This window comes from Sphingomonas hominis (assembly GCF_013328205.1).
GTDB classification, from domain to species: Bacteria; Pseudomonadota; Alphaproteobacteria; order Sphingomonadales; family Sphingomonadaceae; genus Sphingomonas; species Sphingomonas hominis.
Genome location: NZ_JABULH010000005.1, coordinates 265,348 through 282,502 on the forward strand (window position 1 = coordinate 265,348; position 17,155 = coordinate 282,502).

Genomic DNA, 17,155 nt, shown 5'->3' on the forward strand with positions numbered 1-17,155 from the left:
CATTTACGGGCAAGCGGGATCACGGAAGTCAAATCCATGAAGTTCACGCTTTCCTGGCTCAAGGACCACCTCGACACCGACGCGTCGCTCGGCGCGATCCTGAGCGCGCTGACCCGCGTCGGGCTGGAGGTCGAGGGCGTCGAGAACCCCGCCGAGCGGCTGTTGGGCTTCCGCGTCGCGCGCGTGCTGACCGCCGAGCGTCACCCGCAAGCGGACAAGCTCCAGGTGCTGTCGGTCGACGCCGGTGACGGCCCGCTGCAGGTCGTCTGCGGCGCGCCCAACGCGCGCGCCGGCCTGGTGGGCGTGTTCGGCCTGCCCGGCGCGACGGTCCCGTCGAACGGCATGGTGCTGCGCGTCGCCGCGATCCGCGGGGTCGAATCGAACGGCATGATGTGCTCGACCCGCGAGCTGGAGTTGGGCGAGGATCACGACGGGATCATCGAACTGCCCGCCGACGCAGCCGTCGGCACCGACTTCGCCGCCTACGCGCAGCTCGACGATCCGGTGATCGACGTGTCGGTCACCCCCAACCGCCCCGACTGCATGGGCGTGCGCGGCATCGCGCGCGACCTCGCCGCCGCCGGGCTCGGCACGATGAAGCCGCTCGACGTGGGGGCGGTCGCGGGTGAGGGCGCAGGCCCCGACGTGCGGATCGAGGACGCGACAGGTTGCCGCGCCTTTTACGCGCAATCGGTGACGGGCGTCGCGAACGGCGAGTCGCCCGAATGGCTGCGCCACCGCCTGACCGCCATCGGGCAGAAGCCGATCAGCGCGCTTGTCGACGTGACCAACTACGTCATGATCGATCTCGGCCGTCCCCTGCACGTCTACGATCGCGCCAAGCTGTCGGGCGCGCTGGTCGCCCGCACCGCGCGCGACGGCGAGGAGGTGCTCGCGCTCAACGGCCGAACTTATTCCCTGCGCGCCGGCATGACGGTGATCGCCGACGACACCGCGGTCCACGACATTGGCGGCGTGATGGGCGGCGAGCATTCGGGCGTCACCGCGGACACGACCGACGTGCTGATCGAATGCGCGTATTTCGATCCCGACGCCATCGCGCGCACGGGACAAGCGCTGCAACTGACCAGCGACGCGCGCACCCGGTTCGAGCGCGGGGTCGACCCCGCCTTCCTCGATGATGGCCTCGCAATCGCCACCCGCATGGTGGTCGAGCTGTGCGGCGGGCAGCCGAGCGATGTGACGCGCGTCGGCGAGCCGCCGCTAGAGCCGCGCCGCTACGCCTACGATCCCGACCGCGCCGAGACGCTCGGCGGCCTCGCCGTTGCGCCCGATCGCCAGCGCGAAATCCTGACGTCGCTCGGCTTCACCGTTGCCGACGATTGGCAGGTCACCGTGCCGACCTGGCGCCCCGACATCGACGGAAGCGCCGACCTGGTCGAGGAGGTGATCCGTATCGAGGGGATCGACAACGTCCCCTCGGTCGCCTTGCCCCGCCCCGCCGGCGTCGCGACGCCGACCGCAACGCCCGCACAGAAGCTGGAGCGCCGCGTCCGCCGCGCTGCCGCCGCGCGCGGGCTCGACGAGGCGGTGACGTGGAGCTTCGTCTCCGAACCCGCCGCGGCGGCGTTCGGCGGCGGCGACTGGACGCTCGCCAACCCGATCAGCGAGGAGCTCAAGGTCATGCGCCCGTCGCTGCTGCCCGGCCTGCTCTCGGCCGCCGAGCGCAACCTGAAGCGCGGGGCGGAAAGCGTGCGGCTGTTCGAGCTCGGCCGCCGTTATCTTGCCGGCGGCAAGGACGGCGCGGCTGACGAGCGCGCGACGCTCGGCCTCGTGCTCGCCGGCAACGCGCGCGCGCGTGGTTGGCGCACGGGCAAGGCGGCGGCGTTCGACGCCTTCGATGCCAAGGCGGAGGCGCTGGCGCTGCTCGCCGCCGCAGGCGCACCGGTCGACAATCTGCAGGTGCTGGGTGCGGACGGTGTCTGGTCGGGCGAGGCGTGGCATCCCGGCCAGTCGGGCACGCTCAGGCTCGGGCCGAAAACCGTGCTCGCCGCCTTCGGCATGCTCCACCCGCGCACGTTGAAGGCGTTCGACCTGTCGGGCCCGGTCGCCGCAGTTGAGCTCTACCTCGACGCGATCCCCGCGAAGCGCGGCGGGTCTGGCTTCATGCGCGCGCCCTACGCGCCGCCCACGCTCCAGCAGGTCCGCCGCGACTTCGCCTTCTTGGTGCCAGAGGGCGTCAGCGCCGACGCGCTGACCCGCGCGGTTCGGGGCGCGGACAAGGCGGCGATCGTCTCTGCGCGCGTGTTCGACGTGTTCACCGGCACGGGCGTCGAGCCAGGCACCAAGTCGGTCGCGCTCGAAATCGTGCTCCAGCCCGGCGAAAAGAGCTTCACCGACGCGGAGTTGAAGGCGATCAGCGACAAGGTCGTCGCCGCCGCCGCGAGGCAAGGCGCGACGCTCAGGGGATGATCCGATCAGCCGTAACGCGGTGCGTCACGGCCACGCTGTCCTACAGCCCGGCGCTACGCTACGCGCCGGGCGCGACGCACCCGCCCGGCTCTTTACCATCGTTCGTTCCACGCACCCGCCGCCTCGTCCCGCGCGCGTGGCATCAGCGGCGACGTATAAAGAGCGCGGTCTGCAACTACGCATCGTCCGTTCGTTCGCCTGAACCTCTGCCTGAGCGACCAAGCGCGGAAATCCACCACGTAGATGCCGCAAGACCAACCGCTCCCCAAACTTCGTCATCCCGGGCTCGACCCGGGATCCCGCTTCTCCACCCCGCCGCCAGAGAAGCGAAACGCCGGGTCAACGGTGTCATCACCCGCGCCTCAGATTGGTTCACGCAAGCGCCCAACGCCACGTGTTGGCGTGACCTTAGCGTGACCTTAGCGTGACCTTCCGATCCTGCGACCGGCGCAACGGCACCGCGTTGGTGTGACCTTCGCGTGACCTTCCGCGCGGGTCAGACCCGCATCGGCATCAGCACGTAGAGCGCGGGCGACTTGTCGTTCTCGCGGATCAGCGTCGGCGCGGCCGCGTCGGCCAGGTGCACCTCGACCAAATCGCTGTCGATCTGTCCCAGGATGTCGAGCAGGTAGCGGCTGTTGAAGCCGATCTCGAATGGTGCGGAGGTATAGTCGCCGGGTACTTCCTCCGCCGCAGTCCCGTTCTCCGGGCTGGTCACCGACAAGGTGATGCGGTCGCGATCGAGCCCCATCTTCACCGCGCGCGTCTTTTCGGTCGCGATCGTCGAGACACGGTCGACGCCCTCCATGAAGCTCTTGGGATCGAGCTTCAGGATCTTGTCGTTCGCGGTCGGGATCACGCGGCTGTAATCGGGAAAGGTGCCGTCGATCAGCTTCGACGTCAGGATCGCGCTGCCTAGATCAAAGCGGATCTTGGTCGACGACAGCGACACGCCGACCGAGCCGTCGACCTCGTCGAGCAGCTTGCGCAGCTCGGCGATGCATTTGCGCGGCACGATCACGTCGGGCATCCCGTCCGACCCTTCCGGCTTCGCGACCGTCACGCGTGCCAGCCGGTGGCCGTCGGTCGCTGCGGCCTTCAGCACGTCGTCGGACAGATGCAGGAAGATGCCGTTCAGGTAATAGCGCGTTTCTTCGGTCGAGATCGCGAAGCGCGTCTTGTCGATGATCTGCTTCAGCGTCTCGGCCGGCAGCTCGAAGCTCGTCGGCAGCTCGCCCTCGGCGATGACCGGGAAGTCGTCACGCGGCAGCGTGCCCAGGCTGAACCGCGCGCGCCCCGCGACGATCGCCATGCGCCCGTCCGCCGCCGACAGCGACACCTGCGCGCCCTCGGGCAGCTTGCGCGCGATGTCGAACAACGTGTGCGCCGACACGGTGATCGCACCGGGCTGGTCGACCGCCGCCGCGACGCTCTCGTTGATTTGCAGGTCGAGATCGGTCGCCATCAGCCTGAGCGAGCCCTCAACCGCCTCGATCAGCACGTTGGACAGGATCGGGATGGTGTTGCGCCGTTCCACCACCGATTGCACGTGGCTCAGCCCCTTGAGGAGCGTTGCGCGTTCGATCGTCGCCTTCATCGAAATTCCCCCGGCCCGCAGGTCTTTACCAGGGGCGATATGGCCAATGTTTCCTAGCCAAAAGAAAACGGCCGGAGCAAGCGCCCCGGCCGTCTTTCTTGTGCGCTTACCCTGTGGAAAGCGTTAATCCCGCGCGAAATCGCGTCAGAAGCGGATGCCGATGCCACCGAGCAACTGATGACGGTCGAGATCGATGTCGAAACCGTCGACCTCGCTGTAGTGCGAGTAACGATACTCACCCTTCACATAGGCGGTCGGGGTGATGTTGTATTCGAGACCCGCACCGACGCGGAAACCATCGAGGTTGGTGTGGTCGCGGAACTCGGTGTTGCCCGCGGTGTAGCGCGATTCCACCCGTGCGTTGGTGTAGCCCCCCTTGGCGTAGATCATCGCCAGCGGCGAGATGACGTAGCCCACGCGGCCACCGAGGAAGATGTCGCGGCCGGCGTTGACCGAGAAACGGTCGCCCGGTGCGAAGGCATTGTAGCTGCGCGCGCGCGACGTCGAATCGGTTAGCTCGGCCTCGGCACCCAGCACCACGCCGCCTGCCTGCACGTCATAACCGATCGCGCCGCCGTACAGGAAACCATCGCGCCCTTCCGAATCGCCGTCGCCGCCGTCCTGGAGGTTGTCGTAACCGGCGAGCGCCTCGACACGCGGCCCGGTGAACGGCGCGGCGGCAGCGGGGCCGGTCTGCGCGGCGGCGGGAAGCGCGGCGATGCCGGCGGCGAGGGCAGTGGTAGCGAGAACGAGCGTACGCATGGGAAACTCCGTATCGTGGCACCCCTCAACTGGGGTGGGATGCGGGAAATAGTCAGCGGCGCTGCCGGTTGCATGAACCTCAGCTAAACAGCTTTTCGCGTTGCTTTCGCGCCACACCCGGTTGACACCGCGGGCATGGAAACAGGGTTCGACTTCACGAAGCGGCAGGGCCGCGACTTCGTGGCGCGGCACGGCGAAACGGTGTTCAACGCCGCGCGGCGGTTGCAGGGCGACCACCCGCACACGCCGCTGACGCGCGCGGGCTTCGCGCAAGCCGACGAGATGGGGCGGGCGCTGCGCGAACTGCTGGGGGTGCGTCCACCGCTGACCTTGTGGTCCTCCTCCGCCGGGCGCGCGTTGCAGACATTGGCGATCGTCGCCGAGCATCTCGAACTCGACTGGCACCAGGCGCGTACTGACGACCGATTGGTCGAGATCGACATGGGTAGCTGGGGCGGGCGCTATTATGCCGACGTCGTTGCGGAGGTGGGTCCGGTGATCGACGCGGGTGGCCTGTTGCGCTGCGCACCCGACGGCGAGCGGTACGAGGCGATCGCCGAGCGGGTCGGCGGCTGGCTGGCGGACACGAACGACGATCCCGGCGACCGGCTGGTCATCATGCACGGCATCTCCAGCCGCGTGCTGCGGGGGGTCGCGACCGGTGCGCCGGTGGGCGCGTGCGGCGCGCCTGTGCTGCCCGGCGATCCGCAAGGCAGCGTGTCGATGATCGCGGGCGGGGTCGAGACGCTGGTTCATCGCGGCACCGGACACGCGCCGGCTTGAGCGGTGGCGTGATCTGGCTCGCCGCGGCGCTGCTGGCGGGGGAGCGCGAGGCGGTCGGAGTGTGGGAACGCTGGGGTGCGATCCGCGACGCCGGGCCACCGCGGCGCTGCTTCGCGTTGGCGCAGCCGGCGACGGCAAGCGGCGGCACCGATCGGCGTGGCGGCTTCGCGAGCGTGGCAGCGCGGGTCGACGGCACGCGGCGGCAAGCGGTATTCGTGCGTTTCTCGACGGCGCGGCAGCCGGGCACGCCCATCACGCTGGTGATCGGCGAGCGGCGTTTCGGCTTGCGCGGCGACACGCGCGGTGCGCGCGCGCCCGATGCCGCGACCGACCGCGCGATTGTCGCCGCGATGCGCGGCGGGCGCAGCATGAGCGTGTCGGGGATCGCCGCCGGCGGGCGCCCTTTCGCCGACACCTACGCGCTGAACGGCGCGGCAACCGCGATCGACGCGGCGAGCCTGGCCTGCGCGCGCTGACGGCGGTTGCTGGCTGGCGAAGTGGAGGAAGTGGAGGCTCGCAGAGGTGTTTGCAGCGAGGTGACAGGTGTGGCGTACTCGCTCGGTCACGTGGCTGGAGCGAGTGTCAGGCGTGATCGGATGAGTGCGCGCGCGGCGCTTCGCATGATGCGAGGCACACGATTGCAGAAATGCGAAGTGGAGGAAGTGGAGGTTCACGAACGCTTTCTCCTGCACGGCGCGGTGGCCCAAGGTGCAGCACGGTGCGTGACCGCGGGCGTGTAGGACAGCGGTGGTCCATGCTGGCGATGCGGCGAGCCGTGGCGGCTACGCGCAGCTTTGTAGCAACCGGCGGCGGCTTGGCGCGTTCAATCGCCATGACCGGACGGAGACGGCCTGCCGTCGCCGCCACGACCCCTTTTTCCAGTTGCGTGTGCCATGACCGAGCCGATGCGGGACGACCGTCCCGTTCACCATGATTTCCGTTTGCAGGAGCGTGATGGCGGGGCCACCGCTTCGCTGCCGAGCACGGCGGCACGTGTGGAGCCGTTCGTCGCAGTGCGCGACGCGTTGCGTGCCGCGTGGTCACCGCCGCGCGACACCTTCGTGACCGAGGACCTGCCAATGCTGCTGACGCGGTTGAACCTGGTCGCGCCTCGTGATGACCGGGAACGGGCAAGAGACGCGGACGATCGCTGAGGTCGGCCGAGGATCGTGGCGATGATGGCGGTGGACGAACGTCGAGGGCGGCGCGTTTCGGTGAGGCGGTACGACCACTCCGCCACCGGTCAGGTTAGCGTTGACCGTGTGTCATAGGCCAGTGCCGTAGCCGACGCCTTGCCTTCTAGCGGATCCTCGCCTTTTCCTTAGAGCGCGCCACGCGGTGAACTCGCGTCTCGGGCGTTGCGCGCCTTAAAGATCACGAACCAAAAGTTCTGCCGATGTTATCCACGGCTCTCGAACAAATCGCCGTCGCGCAACGGCGATCCAAACTGCGTTCGTGTCTGAGACGATCAATTCGCCGGTGCGGCGAACCGCTCTCCTCCCTGTGGGCAAAGCTGTGGATAAGCTCCGTACTCGGCTTGGCATCACGCTCGACTGGCTCTCCCTCACGCCTCCGTGCGGAGCGGGCGGGAGAGGAGGCGGTCGATCGTTGCGGTCACGGGCGCGCCTTCGAGCAGGGCGCAGACCGCCTCGGTGATCGGCATGTCGACGCTCGCCTGCGCGGCGGCTTCGCGCAGGACGGGTGCGGTGTGCGCGCCCTCGGCCACGGTGCGGCGGTTCTCCAGCAGCGCGGCCGCGGGCGTCCCCGCGCCGATGCCGCGGCCGAGCGAGAAGTTGCGCGAGCTGGTCGAGGAAGAGGTCAGCACCAGGTCACCGAGCCCCGACAGGCCGGCGAGCGTCTCGGCGCGTGCACCGCGCGCGAGGCCGAAGCGCGTCATCTCGGCAAAGCCGCGCGCGATCAGCGCGGCGCGTGCATTCTGCCCCAGCCCCGCGCCGTCGACCACGCCGCAGGCGATCGCGAGCACGTTCTTCACCGCGCCGCCGATCTCCGCGCCGATCACGTCGGTCGAGGCGTAGGGGCGAAAGGTGGGTTGCGCGACCAAGGCGGCGAGGTCGGCGGCGAGGTCCGCGTCTTCCGCCGCCAGCGTGACCGCGGTGGGAAGGCCGGCGGCGACCTCGTGCGCGAAGGTCGGGCCGGAGAGAACGGCGATCGGCGCGCCGGGCACCGCCTGCCGCGCGACCTCGTGCAAGGGGAGCAGCGTGCCCGCCTCGATCCCCTTGGAGCACAGGATCAGCGGCGCGGTGTGATCGCGCAGGTGGCCCAGCACCGCGCGCATGTGCTGCGCCGGGGTCACGATAAGGATCGCACGCGCGTCGGCGAGCGCGGACCAGTCCTGCGTCGCCTCGATCGCCCGCGACAGCTCGATGCCGGGAAGAAAAGCAGCGTTCTCGCGGATGTCGTTGATGCCGGCAACGACGTCGGCCTCGCGCGCCCACAGCCGGACGGCGTGGCCCGCACCGGCCGCGACCTGCGCCAGCGCGGTTCCCCAGGCGCCGCCGCCGACGACACCGATCGGCGCGCTCACGCCTTCACCCCCGCGCCGCGCACGGCTTCGGCGTGTGGGTCGAGTGGCCAGCGCGGACGAGCCGGCACGTCGAGCGGGTCGGTGAGCCCGGCGGCGAAGCGCTCCGCCCCCGCCCAGGCGATCATCGCGGCATTGTCGGTGCACAGCCAGAGCGGCGGCGCGACGAAGCGCAGATCGTGCTCGGCGGCGAGCGCCTGGAGCGCGGCGCGGATCGCGCCGTTGGCGGCGACCCCGCCGGCGACGACCAGCGCAGTGACCGGGCCGGCGCGATCCAATGCGCGGCGGGTGCGGTCGAGCAGGCAGTCGACCACCGCGGCCTGGAACGAGGCGGCGAGGTCGACGGCCGCGTGATCGTTGGCCGCGCGCGCGACCGCGGCTTTCAGGCCGGCGAAGGAAAAATGCGGCTCAGGCGAGCGCAGCAGCGGGCGCGGCAGCGGCACCGCGCGGGGATCGCCTTCGCGTGCGGCACGCTCGACCGCGGGGCCGCCGGGGAAGCCGAGCCCCAGGATTTTGGCCGTCTTGTCGAACGCCTCGCCCGCGGCGTCGTCGATCGTGGTGGCGAGCCGGCGATAGCGCGCCACGCCCTCGACCAGCAGCAACTGGCAATGCCCGCCCGAGACGAGCAGCAGCAGGTACGGGAAGTCGAGGTCAGGGTCGGACAGCCGCGGGCTGAGCGCGTGGCCCTCCAGATGGTTGACCGCGACCAGCGGCTTGCCGGCCGCGTGCGCCAGCGCCTTGCCAGTGACGAGCCCGACCATCACCCCGCCGATCAGCCCTGGGCCCGCAGTCGCGGCAACTGCGTCGACGTCATTGAGCGTTACGCCCGCATCGGAGAGGGCGGCGGCGACCAGCGGCTCCAGCGCCTCGACGTGTGCACGCGCCGCGATCTCGGGCACCACGCCGCCATAGGGTGCGTGCGCCGCCTCCTGGCCGAGCAGGCGATGCGCCAGCACCTGCCGGTCGCCGGTGACCAGCGCAGCGGCGGTTTCGTCGCAGGAGGATTCAAGGCCGAGGATGAGCATAAGCGTCATGTAGGGGATCGCGGTGCGGGGGGGAATGGCGTGGAACCCGTGCACGGCGCGATCGATTGGCGGTGAATAAATTGGCGGCGAACAAGAGGATCGAAGCGATGCGTGCTCGCCAACTGCGATACTGTTTGGTGCCATTCGTACTGGCGTCCACGCCGGCTGTGGCGCAGCTGCCGTCGAACAGCCTGCCGGCGTACATCACCGACCAGCGCGTGTTGGTCGGGCATTTCCGCTACAAGGAAAGCGAGGGCGGGCTGACGATCGACGTGCGGCTGGGCGCGGACCACCGCGCCTCGTACCGCATCACCGAAGGGCCGGAGGCGTGCGACTTCATCGTCGCCGAGGGTGTGTGGACCTACGAGGCGGGGACGATCCACATCCACAACCAGCCCGGACCGGTGCGGCTCGATCCTGTCGGCGCACCGGTGCGCGATCCCGCAGTGGCGCTGTCGGTGACGGTGCGCTTGCCCGATGGCGCCCCGGCACAAGGGCTGGGCGTGACGTGGAAGGACGCGGGCGGCTTGTACGCGATGGCGGACGGACGCCACGTCGTGTCGGCGAACGAGACGCTCGGCGCGCGCGAGGTCTATTTGCTGCGGCTGGCCGATCGGAAGGTGTTGCAGACGATCGCGGTGAGGCCGGGCGGCCCCAACAGCTTTCGCTTCACCTATCACCCGAGCGACCAGGAACCGTTCGACATTCCGGCGATCGCACTCGACCCCGAGGCGCAGGTGCTGGAGGTGGAGGTCGGGACCTCCTATGTCCGACTGTCGCGCGTGCCCGACTGAGCGTGCGGGCGCGCCGAACTTGCGGGCGCGTGGCGGCTCGGCGATAGGCGCGGCATGGCTGACGACATTTTCCGGCTGGGAACCCGCGGATCGCCGCTCGCGCTGGTGCAGGCGGGGATGGTGCGCGACGCGTTGATGGCGGCGCACGGCTGGGCGCCTGATGCAGGTGGCGTCGAGATCGTGGTGATCCGCACCACCGGCGACCGCGTGCAGGATCGCGCGCTGGCCGAGATCGGCGGCAAGGCGTTGTGGACCAAGGAACTCGACCGCGCGCTTCTGGCGGGTGAGGTCGACGCCTGCGTCCACTCGATGAAGGACGTGGAGACGATCCGGCCCGAAGCGATCGCGATCGCCGCGATGCTGGAGCGCGCCGACGTGCGCGATCGGTTGATCGGGGCGGACAGCATCGCCGCCTTGCGCGAGGGCGCGGTGGTCGGGACGAGCAGCCCCAGGCGTGCGGCGCAGCTCGGGCGGTTGCGGCCCGATGTCCAGACAGTGCTGTTCCGCGGCAACGTCGACACGCGGCTCGGCAAGCTGGCGGTGGGGGAGGTCGATGCGACCTTGCTGGCGGCGGCGGGGCTGGACCGGCTGGGACGGCACGACACGGGGGTGGCGATCGCGTTCGACCAGATGCTGCCCGCGCCGGCGCAGGGGGCAGTCGGGATCGAGACGCTGGCGGATGGACCGGCGCGCGAACTGGTGGCGGCGATCGATCACGTCGACACGCACTGCGCGGTGATGGTCGAGCGTGCGCTGCTGGCGGCGCTGGCAGCGGACTGCCACTCGCCGGTCGCGGCGCTGGCGCGGGTCGAGGGCGACGGCGTGTTCCTGCGCGCGCAATTGCTGACCGAGCGCGGCGACGAGTCGGTCGAGGGCGAACTGCGCGGCGACGACACGGTTGGTGCGGCGCTGGCGCGCGACCTGCTGGCGCGCGCACCGGCGGCGGTCAGGCGCTTGTTCGCGGGGTGAGCGCGGCGCGGGTCGGGGCGGCGCGCGCGCTGGTGCTCAGGCCCGAGCCGGGCAATGCGCGCACGGTGGCGGCGCTGCGCGTGCGCGGGGTGGCGGCGATCGGCGTGCCGTTGTTCGCAGTGCGCGCGCTCGACTGGACGGTGCCCGACGCGGGTGCGTTCGATGCATTGCTGCTGACCAGCGCCAACGCAGTGCGCGTCGGCGGCGCGGGGCTCGCGGCACTGGCGGCGCTGCCGGTGGTGGCGGTGGGTGCTGCGACCGCGGCGGCGGCACGGGCGGCGGGGTTGCGCGTCGCGGTGACGGGCGACGGCGACGCGGCGACGGCGGTCGCGGCGGCGGGGGGAGCGTTCCCGCGGCTGCTCCATCTGGCGGGACGCGAGCACGTCGAACTGCCCGGCGTGGCGCGCGTCATCACCTACGCGAGCGAGCATGTCGCGGTTGCGCCCGGCGCGTTGTCGGCGGCGGTGGACGGCGTGGTGCTGCTTCACTCTGCGCGCGCGGCGGCGCGTTTCGCCGAACTAGCCGCCGACCTGCCGCGCGATCGGGTGCGAGTGGCGGCGTTGAGCGCGAGCGTCGCCGACGCGGCGGGCACGGGCTGGGCGCGCGTCGCGGTCGCCGACGCGCCGAACGACGCGCGGCTGATCGAGGCGGCGATGCGCGCGATTGACCCGACGTGCGGGCGCGGGGATAACGCCCGGCATGAGTGACGACCATCCGTTCGGCAGCCGCCCGCGGCGATCGCGGTTCGGGCCGGCGGTGCTGATCGCGGCGCTCGCGCTGGCGCTCGGGCTGGGATTGATGATCTTCGCGATCCGCGACGAGCCGGGCTGGCTGCGCCGCGGCACCACGCAGGCAGCCGCGCCCGCGCGCGCGCCGGTGCAGCAGACGCAAGCGCCCGCGACGATCGACGCGCAGACCTTGTCCGAACGCGAAACCTCGCTCGCGGCGCAGATCGCCAGCCTGGAAGCGCGCGCGGCCACGCTCGGCACCAGCGCGGCGGACGCGGAAACGCGCGCCGGCCGCGCCGAGGCGATCCTGATCGCCTTTGCCGCCAGGCGCGCGATCGACCGCGGGCTGGGGCTGGGATATCTAGAGGAGCAGTTGCGCGCGCGCTTCGCCAACAACCCGCGCGAGGCCGCGGCGGTGATTCGCGCGTCGCGCAACCCGGTGACGCTGGAGGATCTGCGCCAGGGGCTCGACGCTGCCGCGCCGGTGCTGGTCGCGCGCGAGAGCGACTGGTGGGCGGGCCTGGGCGCCGAACTGCGCAACCTGGTAGTGATCCACGAGGCGGGAACGCCGTCGCCGCTGCCTGCCGACCGACTGGCGCGGGTCAGGCGGATGATCGACGCGGGCAACGTGGAGGGTGCGCTGAGCGAGGCGAAGCGCCTGCCCGGTGCGGCGAACGCGGCGAACTGGACCGCGGCGGCGCAGCGCTACGTCGACGCGCACCGCGCACTCGACCAGCTGGAGACGAACGCGATCGTCGGTCAGGTGACGCAGCCCGCGCCGCCGCTGCCTGCGATCACCGCGCCCGCACCGACGATCGCGCCCCAGCCCGCGCCGACCGCTGATTTGGGCAATTACCTGTAACCGCCGGCGGCTGCGCGCGGCGGAGCGACTGATCGCGAGAGAGGGGCTTGCTGGCGATCCTGGCAGTGCCGCTCTCGTCAGCCGAGTCGAGTTGGTCGGCACCGGGTACGCCCACCTCATTGCGCGCATCGAGGTTGTCGAAAGGGCCTGCAACGCCCGACGCTGTCGCGCGGCGCTGATCGCGGGCGGCGGGCGGGTAATGCTCGACAGCAGCTATGGCACGATACGCCCAGAAAGTGGCGTGCCGCACTGGGTGGCCGAACGCTGGCGGTTGGCGAGCATCACCAAACAGGTCACGGCGACGCTGCTGCTGCACGATCACGTCGACGCGCACGACTAGCCGGTCGTGGTTGGTGCAATCGTTCTGACGCTGCGGCAATCGCGACGCATCACGGCGGGTTGCCCGATCCTGATGCAACCGCGGTCAACTAAGAGGGGGTGCCTGCCTGCTACACGCGCGTCGCGGGTGCGGCAGTGGGTTAGCGGGTAGTACCGGGCCACGCCGCGGCAGAGCCGCGTCGTCAGTCGACGCTTTGCGTCGCTGGCCGGGCGTGTTGCTGGTTCGCGAAATAGCGCCGCTATTTCGCGGCAACACGCTGGAGCGGGCGAAGGGATTCGAACCCTCGACCCCAACCTTGGCAAGGTTGTGCTCTACCCCTGAGCTACGCCCGCTCTGGCGCCTTCGGATCGGAGTGGCGAGAAGCCGTTCCGATCGGGGAGCGGCGCCACTAGCATCGGCCCTGGGGGTCGGCAATAGCCAATTTCGCGTGGGCGACATTTTTGCGTGAGGAAAGGGCCGCCGCGGGCAAATGGATGCCGTCGCTCGATTGACCGCGATCAATGCGATGGATACCCGCCTGTAGCCATGACCGCCCCGACCATCCTGCTCGTCGAGGACGATCCGTCGCTTCGCATGCTGACCGCGCGTGCGTTGCAGGAGAACGGCTTCCTCGTCCGCCCCGCTTCCGCCGCGCCCGAAATGTGGCTCGCGCTGGAAAACGGCCCCGTCGACCTCGTGCTGCTCGACATCATGCTGCCGGGCACCAGCGGCATCGACCTGTGCCGCACGCTGCGCCAGAAAAGCGACGTGCCGATCATCTTCATGTCGGCACGCGCGAGCGAGACCGACCGCGTCGTCGGATTGGAGCTCGGCGCGGACGATTACATCGCCAAGCCGTTCGGCACGCGCGAGCTCGTCGCGCGCGTCCGCGCGGTGCTGCGCCGCCCGCCGATGGACCGGCTGGCGGGTAGCGCGGAACAGGGCGTGCTGACCTTTGACGGTTGGACGATCAACCTGCCCCGGCGCGAGCTGACCAGCCCGACGGGCGCGATCGTCGATTTGACCGGCGCGGAGTTCGACCTGCTGGTCGTGCTCGCCGACCATGCGCAGCGCGTGATCGCGCGCGAACGCTTGATCGAATTGTCGCGCACGCGGCTGGGCGACAGTTCGGACCGCTCGATCGACGTGCTGGTCAGCCGCTTGCGCCGCAAGCTGGGCAGTGCCGGAACCCCCGCGCCGATCGTCACGGTGCGCGGCGTCGGCTACATGCTGAACGTCGCGGTCGAGCGCCAGTAACCATGCACGCGCGCCGGTCGCCGCGACGGAGCCGCGCGTGCGGCTGCTGAAGCGTCCGGCCGGGCTGCTGGGGCAGGTGGTTGCGATCCTGCTCATCACGCTGCTGATCGAGTTCGGCGCCAGCACCTTGCTGTACGAGCGCGCCAGCAGTTTCGCGGTCCGCGACGACGAGGCCAATCGCTTGGCCGAGCATCTGGTGATCAGCCGCCGCCTGATCGGCGAGCGCGCGCCCGCGCAGCGCGGCACGATGGCAGCGGAGCTGACCACCGACCGCTACGCGTTGATCTGGTCGCCCACTCCGCACTCGACCCCGCGCATCGCCCCCGCGCTCGATGAGATGCAGCGCCAGGTGATCGAATGGGAGCCGTCGTTACGCGACGCGCGTCTCACGCTGCGGCTGTTGTCGCCCGGGCGTCGATCGGTGGTGACCGGGGGCATGCGGCTGGCCGATGGCAGTTGGGTGTATTTCCGCACGCGCGAGCCGCTGGCGGGGATCAGCTTCACCGCCGAGCGGATCGCGCTGGCGCTGATCCCGGCAATCGCGCTGATGGTGCTGGCGGGCGTTGCGCTCAGGCGGAGTTTCCGCCCCTTACGGATGCTGGCGGCGGCGGCCGACCGCGTCGGGCACGGCGCGGTGGAGCCGGTCGCGGTCGATGGGCCGGGCGAGGTGCGCCGGGTGATCTCCGCGTTCAACGACATGCAGGAGCGTATCCGCGCGCTGATCGCGGGACGGACGCAGGCGCTGGCCGCGGTCGGCCACGACCTGCGCACCCCGCTGGCGCGGCTGCACCTGCGCACCGAAGCGCTGCCGCGCGACGAGACGCGCGAGGCGATCCTGCACGACGTCGCCGAGATGGAAGCGATGATCACCTCGCTGCTCGCCTTCCTCGGCGGTGCCGACCCGGAGGCGCCGTCGATGGTCGACCTGGCGGTGCTGTGCGAAACGGTGATCGACGACGCCGCCGACCGCGGCGCCGATGCGCGCTACGACGGGCCCGATCACCTGGAGGTGCGCGTACGCCGGCTGTCGATCAAGCGCGCGATGACCAATTTGGTCGAGAATGCGCTGCATTACGGATCGGTCGTCACGCTGACGCTGGCGCGTGAAGCGGCAGGCGTCGTGATACGCGTGGCCGACAATGGCCCCGGCATCCCGGACGACAAGCTGCACGAAGTGCTCGAACCATTCGTGCGACTCGATCCCGCACGCGGCCGCGACACGGTGGGGTTCGGGCTCGGCCTGTCGATCGTCGCGAAGGCGGTGGCGGACGAGGGCGGCACGTTGACGCTATCCAACCGACGCGAGGGCGGGCTCGAAGCCTGTATCCTGCTGCCGGACATACAATGAAACGGAACGGCGTAACCGCAGCAACGCCCCGTTGATATCCGTTCACATTGGTCTCGTCAGGAGAGGTCGCCGTGAACAAGATGCGCAGCTATTTTCAGGTCGTCGTGCGATGAAACACGACGTGATCGCCCGGCCCGGCGTCTCGGTGCCGTCCCGCCAGTTCCTCGCGCGTGACGTCACGGCGTCGATCGTCGTGTTCCTGGTGGCCATGCCCTTGTGCATGGGGATCGCGGTCGCCTCCGGCGTGTCGCCGGAGAAGGGGCTGATCACCGGCATCATCGGCGGCATCGTCGTGGGGCTGCTCGCGGGCTCGCCGCTGCAGGTCAGCGGTCCGGCCGCCGGCCTCGCCGTCATCGTCTACGAGCTGGTGCGTGATCAGGGGCTGAGCGCGCTCGGCCCGATCCTGCTGCTCGCCGGTGCGATCCAGTTGGCAGCCGGTATCTTCCGCCTCGGCGGCTGGTTCCGCGCGATCTCGCCCGCGGTGGTGCACGGCATGCTCGCCGGGATCGGTGTGCTGATCGTCGCCGGACAATTCCACGTCCTGTTCGACGCCAAGCCGTTGCCGAGCGGATTGCAGAACCTGTCGGCCGCGCCGGCACGCCTGTTCGGCCTGTCGCCGTTCAACCTGGAGGCGACCGAGATCGCCTTCGCGATCGGCCTGTCGACGATCCTCGCGATGCTGGGTTGGGAGAAGCTGCGTCCGGCGTCGCTGCGGCTGGTACCCGGCGCGCTGGTCGGCGTGCTGACCGGCACGCTGCTGGCGGTCGTGCTCGGGCTCGACGTCGCGCGGGTGCAGGTGCCGGCCTCGATCACAGCGGCGATCGCGCCGCCGGCGGCGGGTTTCTGGGCGCAGTGGCTCAACCCGTCGATCCTGACCGCCGCGCTGGCGATCGCGTTCATCGCCTCGGCCGAGACGCTCTTGTCGGCCGCCGCGGTGGACAAGATGCACGACGGCGTGCGCACCGACTATAATAAGGAGCTGCGCGCACAAGGCGTCGGCAACATGCTGTGCGGGCTCGCCGGCTCCTTGCCGATGACGGGCGTGATCGTGCGCTCGTCGGCCAACGTGCAGGCCGGCGCGGCGACGCGGCTGTCGGCGATCCTGCACGGTGCGTGGATCCTGGGCTTCGTCGCGATCCTGCCGTGGTTGCTGCGCGAGATCCCGATGGCGGCGCTGGGCGCGATCTTGGTCGTCACCGGATTTCGCCTCGTCAGCCTCGACCATGCCAAGCATCTGGCGCGCGATCACGGTGTCCTGCCGGTGCTGATCTGGGCGGCGACGCTGATCACCGTCGTGACCACCGACCTGCTGACCGGCGTGCTGGTCGGCATCGCGCTGACCACGCTGGAGCTGGTGCCGCACCTCAGCCGGCTGCGGCTAGGCGTTGTCGAGGCCGACGTGACCGAGAACGGCGCCGACCGCCACGACATCACGCTGAACGGTACCGCAACCTTCCTGACGCTGCCGAAGCTGTCGGACACGCTCGACCGCGCGCCGGTCGGCATGCCGGTCAAGCTCGACGTGTCGGGTTTGCGCGCTGCCGACCACACCAGCGCGGAGATGCTGCGCGATTGGTTGCAGCGGCGTCGCCAGTCGGGAGGGGTGGTCGACATCACCGGCGCGCGTGGCAAGATCGCCATACTGACTGCCGCGTCGCATTGAATGCACGTTGCTGCTTGAAGTAAGCGAAAAGCGCGGATAGCTTTTCGTTCGCAGGTGCAGCACCGCCCGCCAC

Annotated in this window: 16 protein-coding genes and 1 tRNA gene; 12 read left to right on the forward strand and 5 right to left on the reverse strand. The window is 70.2% G+C overall.

The annotated features are described in order from the left end of the window. Positions 1-36: 36 nt before the first annotated feature. The gene (pheT, locus tag HRV97_RS13070; protein ID WP_174194703.1) at positions 37-2,433 is read left to right on the forward strand and encodes a phenylalanine--tRNA ligase subunit beta; all 2,397 of its coding nucleotides are present in this window, start codon (positions 37-39) and stop codon (positions 2,431-2,433) included. 496 nt (positions 2,434-2,929) lie between these two features. Here the strand turns inward: pheT and dnaN are convergent, their stop codons facing one another. Both dnaN and HRV97_RS13080 read right to left on the reverse strand, forming a co-directional pair. After that, positions 2,930-4,030, reverse strand: coding sequence for a DNA polymerase III subunit beta (dnaN, locus tag HRV97_RS13075; RefSeq protein WP_174194704.1), 1,101 nt, complete (start codon positions 4,028-4,030; stop codon positions 2,930-2,932). Positions 4,031-4,174: 144 nt separating this feature from the next. After that, a complete protein-coding gene (locus HRV97_RS13080) occupies positions 4,175-4,792 on the reverse strand; it encodes an outer membrane protein (protein ID WP_174194705.1) in 618 nt (205 codons plus the stop codon). 135 nt (positions 4,793-4,927) lie between these two features. On the opposite strand from HRV97_RS13080, the gene HRV97_RS13085 reads away from it, so the two are divergent. The 3 genes from HRV97_RS13085 (at position 4,928) to HRV97_RS13095 (ending at position 6,729) form a co-directional block, all read left to right on the forward strand. After that, positions 4,928-5,575, forward strand: coding sequence for a histidine phosphatase family protein (locus HRV97_RS13085; protein ID WP_174194706.1), 648 nt, complete (start codon positions 4,928-4,930; stop codon positions 5,573-5,575). 8 nt (positions 5,576-5,583) lie between these two features. Further along, positions 5,584-6,051 carry an invasion associated locus B family protein gene (locus HRV97_RS13090; RefSeq protein ID WP_343044507.1) on the forward strand — a complete coding sequence of 156 codons (468 nt, stop codon included), beginning with the start codon at positions 5,584-5,586 and terminating at the stop codon, positions 6,049-6,051. A gap of 417 nt (positions 6,052-6,468) precedes the next feature. Then, positions 6,469-6,729: a hypothetical protein gene (locus tag HRV97_RS13095; protein WP_174194708.1), complete on the forward strand. Its 261-nt coding sequence runs from the start codon at positions 6,469-6,471 to the stop codon at positions 6,727-6,729. Positions 6,730-7,139: 410 nt separating this feature from the next. Here the strand turns inward: HRV97_RS13095 and HRV97_RS13100 are convergent, their stop codons facing one another. After that, positions 7,140-8,120: an NAD(P)H-dependent glycerol-3-phosphate dehydrogenase gene (locus HRV97_RS13100; RefSeq protein ID WP_174194709.1), complete on the reverse strand. Its 981-nt coding sequence runs from the start codon at positions 8,118-8,120 to the stop codon at positions 7,140-7,142. Next, entirely contained in the window at positions 8,117-9,151 is a 1,035-nt protein-coding gene (tsaD, locus tag HRV97_RS13105; protein WP_425505774.1) for a tRNA (adenosine(37)-N6)-threonylcarbamoyltransferase complex transferase subunit TsaD, read from the reverse strand. Before tsaD ends, HRV97_RS13100 begins: the two co-directional genes overlap by 4 nt. A gap of 128 nt (positions 9,152-9,279) precedes the next feature. On the opposite strand from tsaD, the gene HRV97_RS13110 reads away from it, so the two are divergent. The 5 genes from HRV97_RS13110 (at position 9,280) to HRV97_RS13130 (ending at position 12,835) form a co-directional block, all read left to right on the forward strand. Further along, a complete protein-coding gene (locus tag HRV97_RS13110; RefSeq protein WP_174194710.1) occupies positions 9,280-9,936 on the forward strand; it encodes a hypothetical protein in 657 nt (218 codons plus the stop codon). Between the two features lie 54 nt (positions 9,937-9,990). Further along, positions 9,991-10,905, forward strand: coding sequence for a hydroxymethylbilane synthase (gene hemC, locus HRV97_RS13115; RefSeq protein WP_174194711.1), 915 nt, complete (start codon positions 9,991-9,993; stop codon positions 10,903-10,905). Next, positions 10,902-11,612: a uroporphyrinogen-III synthase gene (locus HRV97_RS13120; RefSeq protein ID WP_174194712.1), complete on the forward strand. Its 711-nt coding sequence runs from the start codon at positions 10,902-10,904 to the stop codon at positions 11,610-11,612. The genes hemC and HRV97_RS13120 overlap by 4 nt, the downstream gene beginning before the upstream one ends. Next, a complete protein-coding gene (locus HRV97_RS13125; RefSeq protein ID WP_174194713.1) occupies positions 11,605-12,495 on the forward strand; it encodes a hypothetical protein in 891 nt (296 codons plus the stop codon). Before HRV97_RS13120 ends, HRV97_RS13125 begins: the two co-directional genes overlap by 8 nt. Positions 12,496-12,586: 91 nt before the next feature. Continuing rightward, a complete protein-coding gene (locus tag HRV97_RS13130; RefSeq protein WP_174194714.1) occupies positions 12,587-12,835 on the forward strand; it encodes a serine hydrolase in 249 nt (82 codons plus the stop codon). Positions 12,836-13,092: 257 nt separating this feature from the next. Here HRV97_RS13130 and HRV97_RS13135 read toward each other — a convergent pair. After that, positions 13,093-13,167, reverse strand: a tRNA-Gly gene (locus HRV97_RS13135). Positions 13,168-13,360: 193 nt separating this feature from the next. On the opposite strand from HRV97_RS13135, the gene HRV97_RS13140 reads away from it, so the two are divergent. From HRV97_RS13140 to HRV97_RS13150, 3 genes are all read left to right on the forward strand, one after another. Then, complete coding sequence (locus tag HRV97_RS13140; RefSeq protein WP_174194715.1) at positions 13,361-14,071, forward strand: response regulator; 711 nt, start codon at positions 13,361-13,363, stop codon at positions 14,069-14,071. A gap of 37 nt (positions 14,072-14,108) precedes the next feature. Beyond that, complete coding sequence (locus tag HRV97_RS13145) at positions 14,109-15,419, forward strand: ATP-binding protein (RefSeq protein WP_174194716.1); 1,311 nt, start codon at positions 14,109-14,111, stop codon at positions 15,417-15,419. Between the two features lie 109 nt (positions 15,420-15,528). Further along, positions 15,529-17,082: a SulP family inorganic anion transporter gene (locus HRV97_RS13150; RefSeq protein WP_174194717.1), complete on the forward strand. Its 1,554-nt coding sequence runs from the start codon at positions 15,529-15,531 to the stop codon at positions 17,080-17,082. Positions 17,083-17,155 lie beyond the last annotated feature (73 nt).

Excerpts from the sequence above, each read along its gene's own strand:
- pheT (WP_174194703.1), top strand. The coding sequence starts at position 37 with ATGAAGTTCACGCTTTCCTGGCTCAAGGACCACCTCGACACCGACGCG.
- dnaN (WP_174194704.1), bottom strand. The coding sequence starts at position 4,030 with ATGAAGGCGACGATCGAACGCGCAACGCTCCTCAAGGGGCTGAGCCAC.
- HRV97_RS13080 (WP_174194705.1), bottom strand. The coding sequence starts at position 4,792 with ATGCGTACGCTCGTTCTCGCTACCACTGCCCTCGCCGCCGGCATCGCC.
- HRV97_RS13085 (WP_174194706.1), top strand. The coding sequence starts at position 4,928 with ATGGAAACAGGGTTCGACTTCACGAAGCGGCAGGGCCGCGACTTCGTG.
- HRV97_RS13095 (WP_174194708.1), top strand. The coding sequence starts at position 6,469 with ATGACCGAGCCGATGCGGGACGACCGTCCCGTTCACCATGATTTCCGT.
- tsaD (WP_425505774.1), bottom strand. The coding sequence starts at position 9,151 with ATGACGCTTATGCTCATCCTCGGCCTTGAATCCTCCTGCGACGAAACC.
- hemC (WP_174194711.1), top strand. The coding sequence starts at position 9,991 with ATGGCTGACGACATTTTCCGGCTGGGAACCCGCGGATCGCCGCTCGCG.
- HRV97_RS13125 (WP_174194713.1), top strand. The coding sequence starts at position 11,605 with ATGAGTGACGACCATCCGTTCGGCAGCCGCCCGCGGCGATCGCGGTTC.
- HRV97_RS13140 (WP_174194715.1), top strand. The coding sequence starts at position 13,361 with ATGACCGCCCCGACCATCCTGCTCGTCGAGGACGATCCGTCGCTTCGC.
- HRV97_RS13150 (WP_174194717.1), top strand. The coding sequence starts at position 15,529 with ATGAAACACGACGTGATCGCCCGGCCCGGCGTCTCGGTGCCGTCCCGC.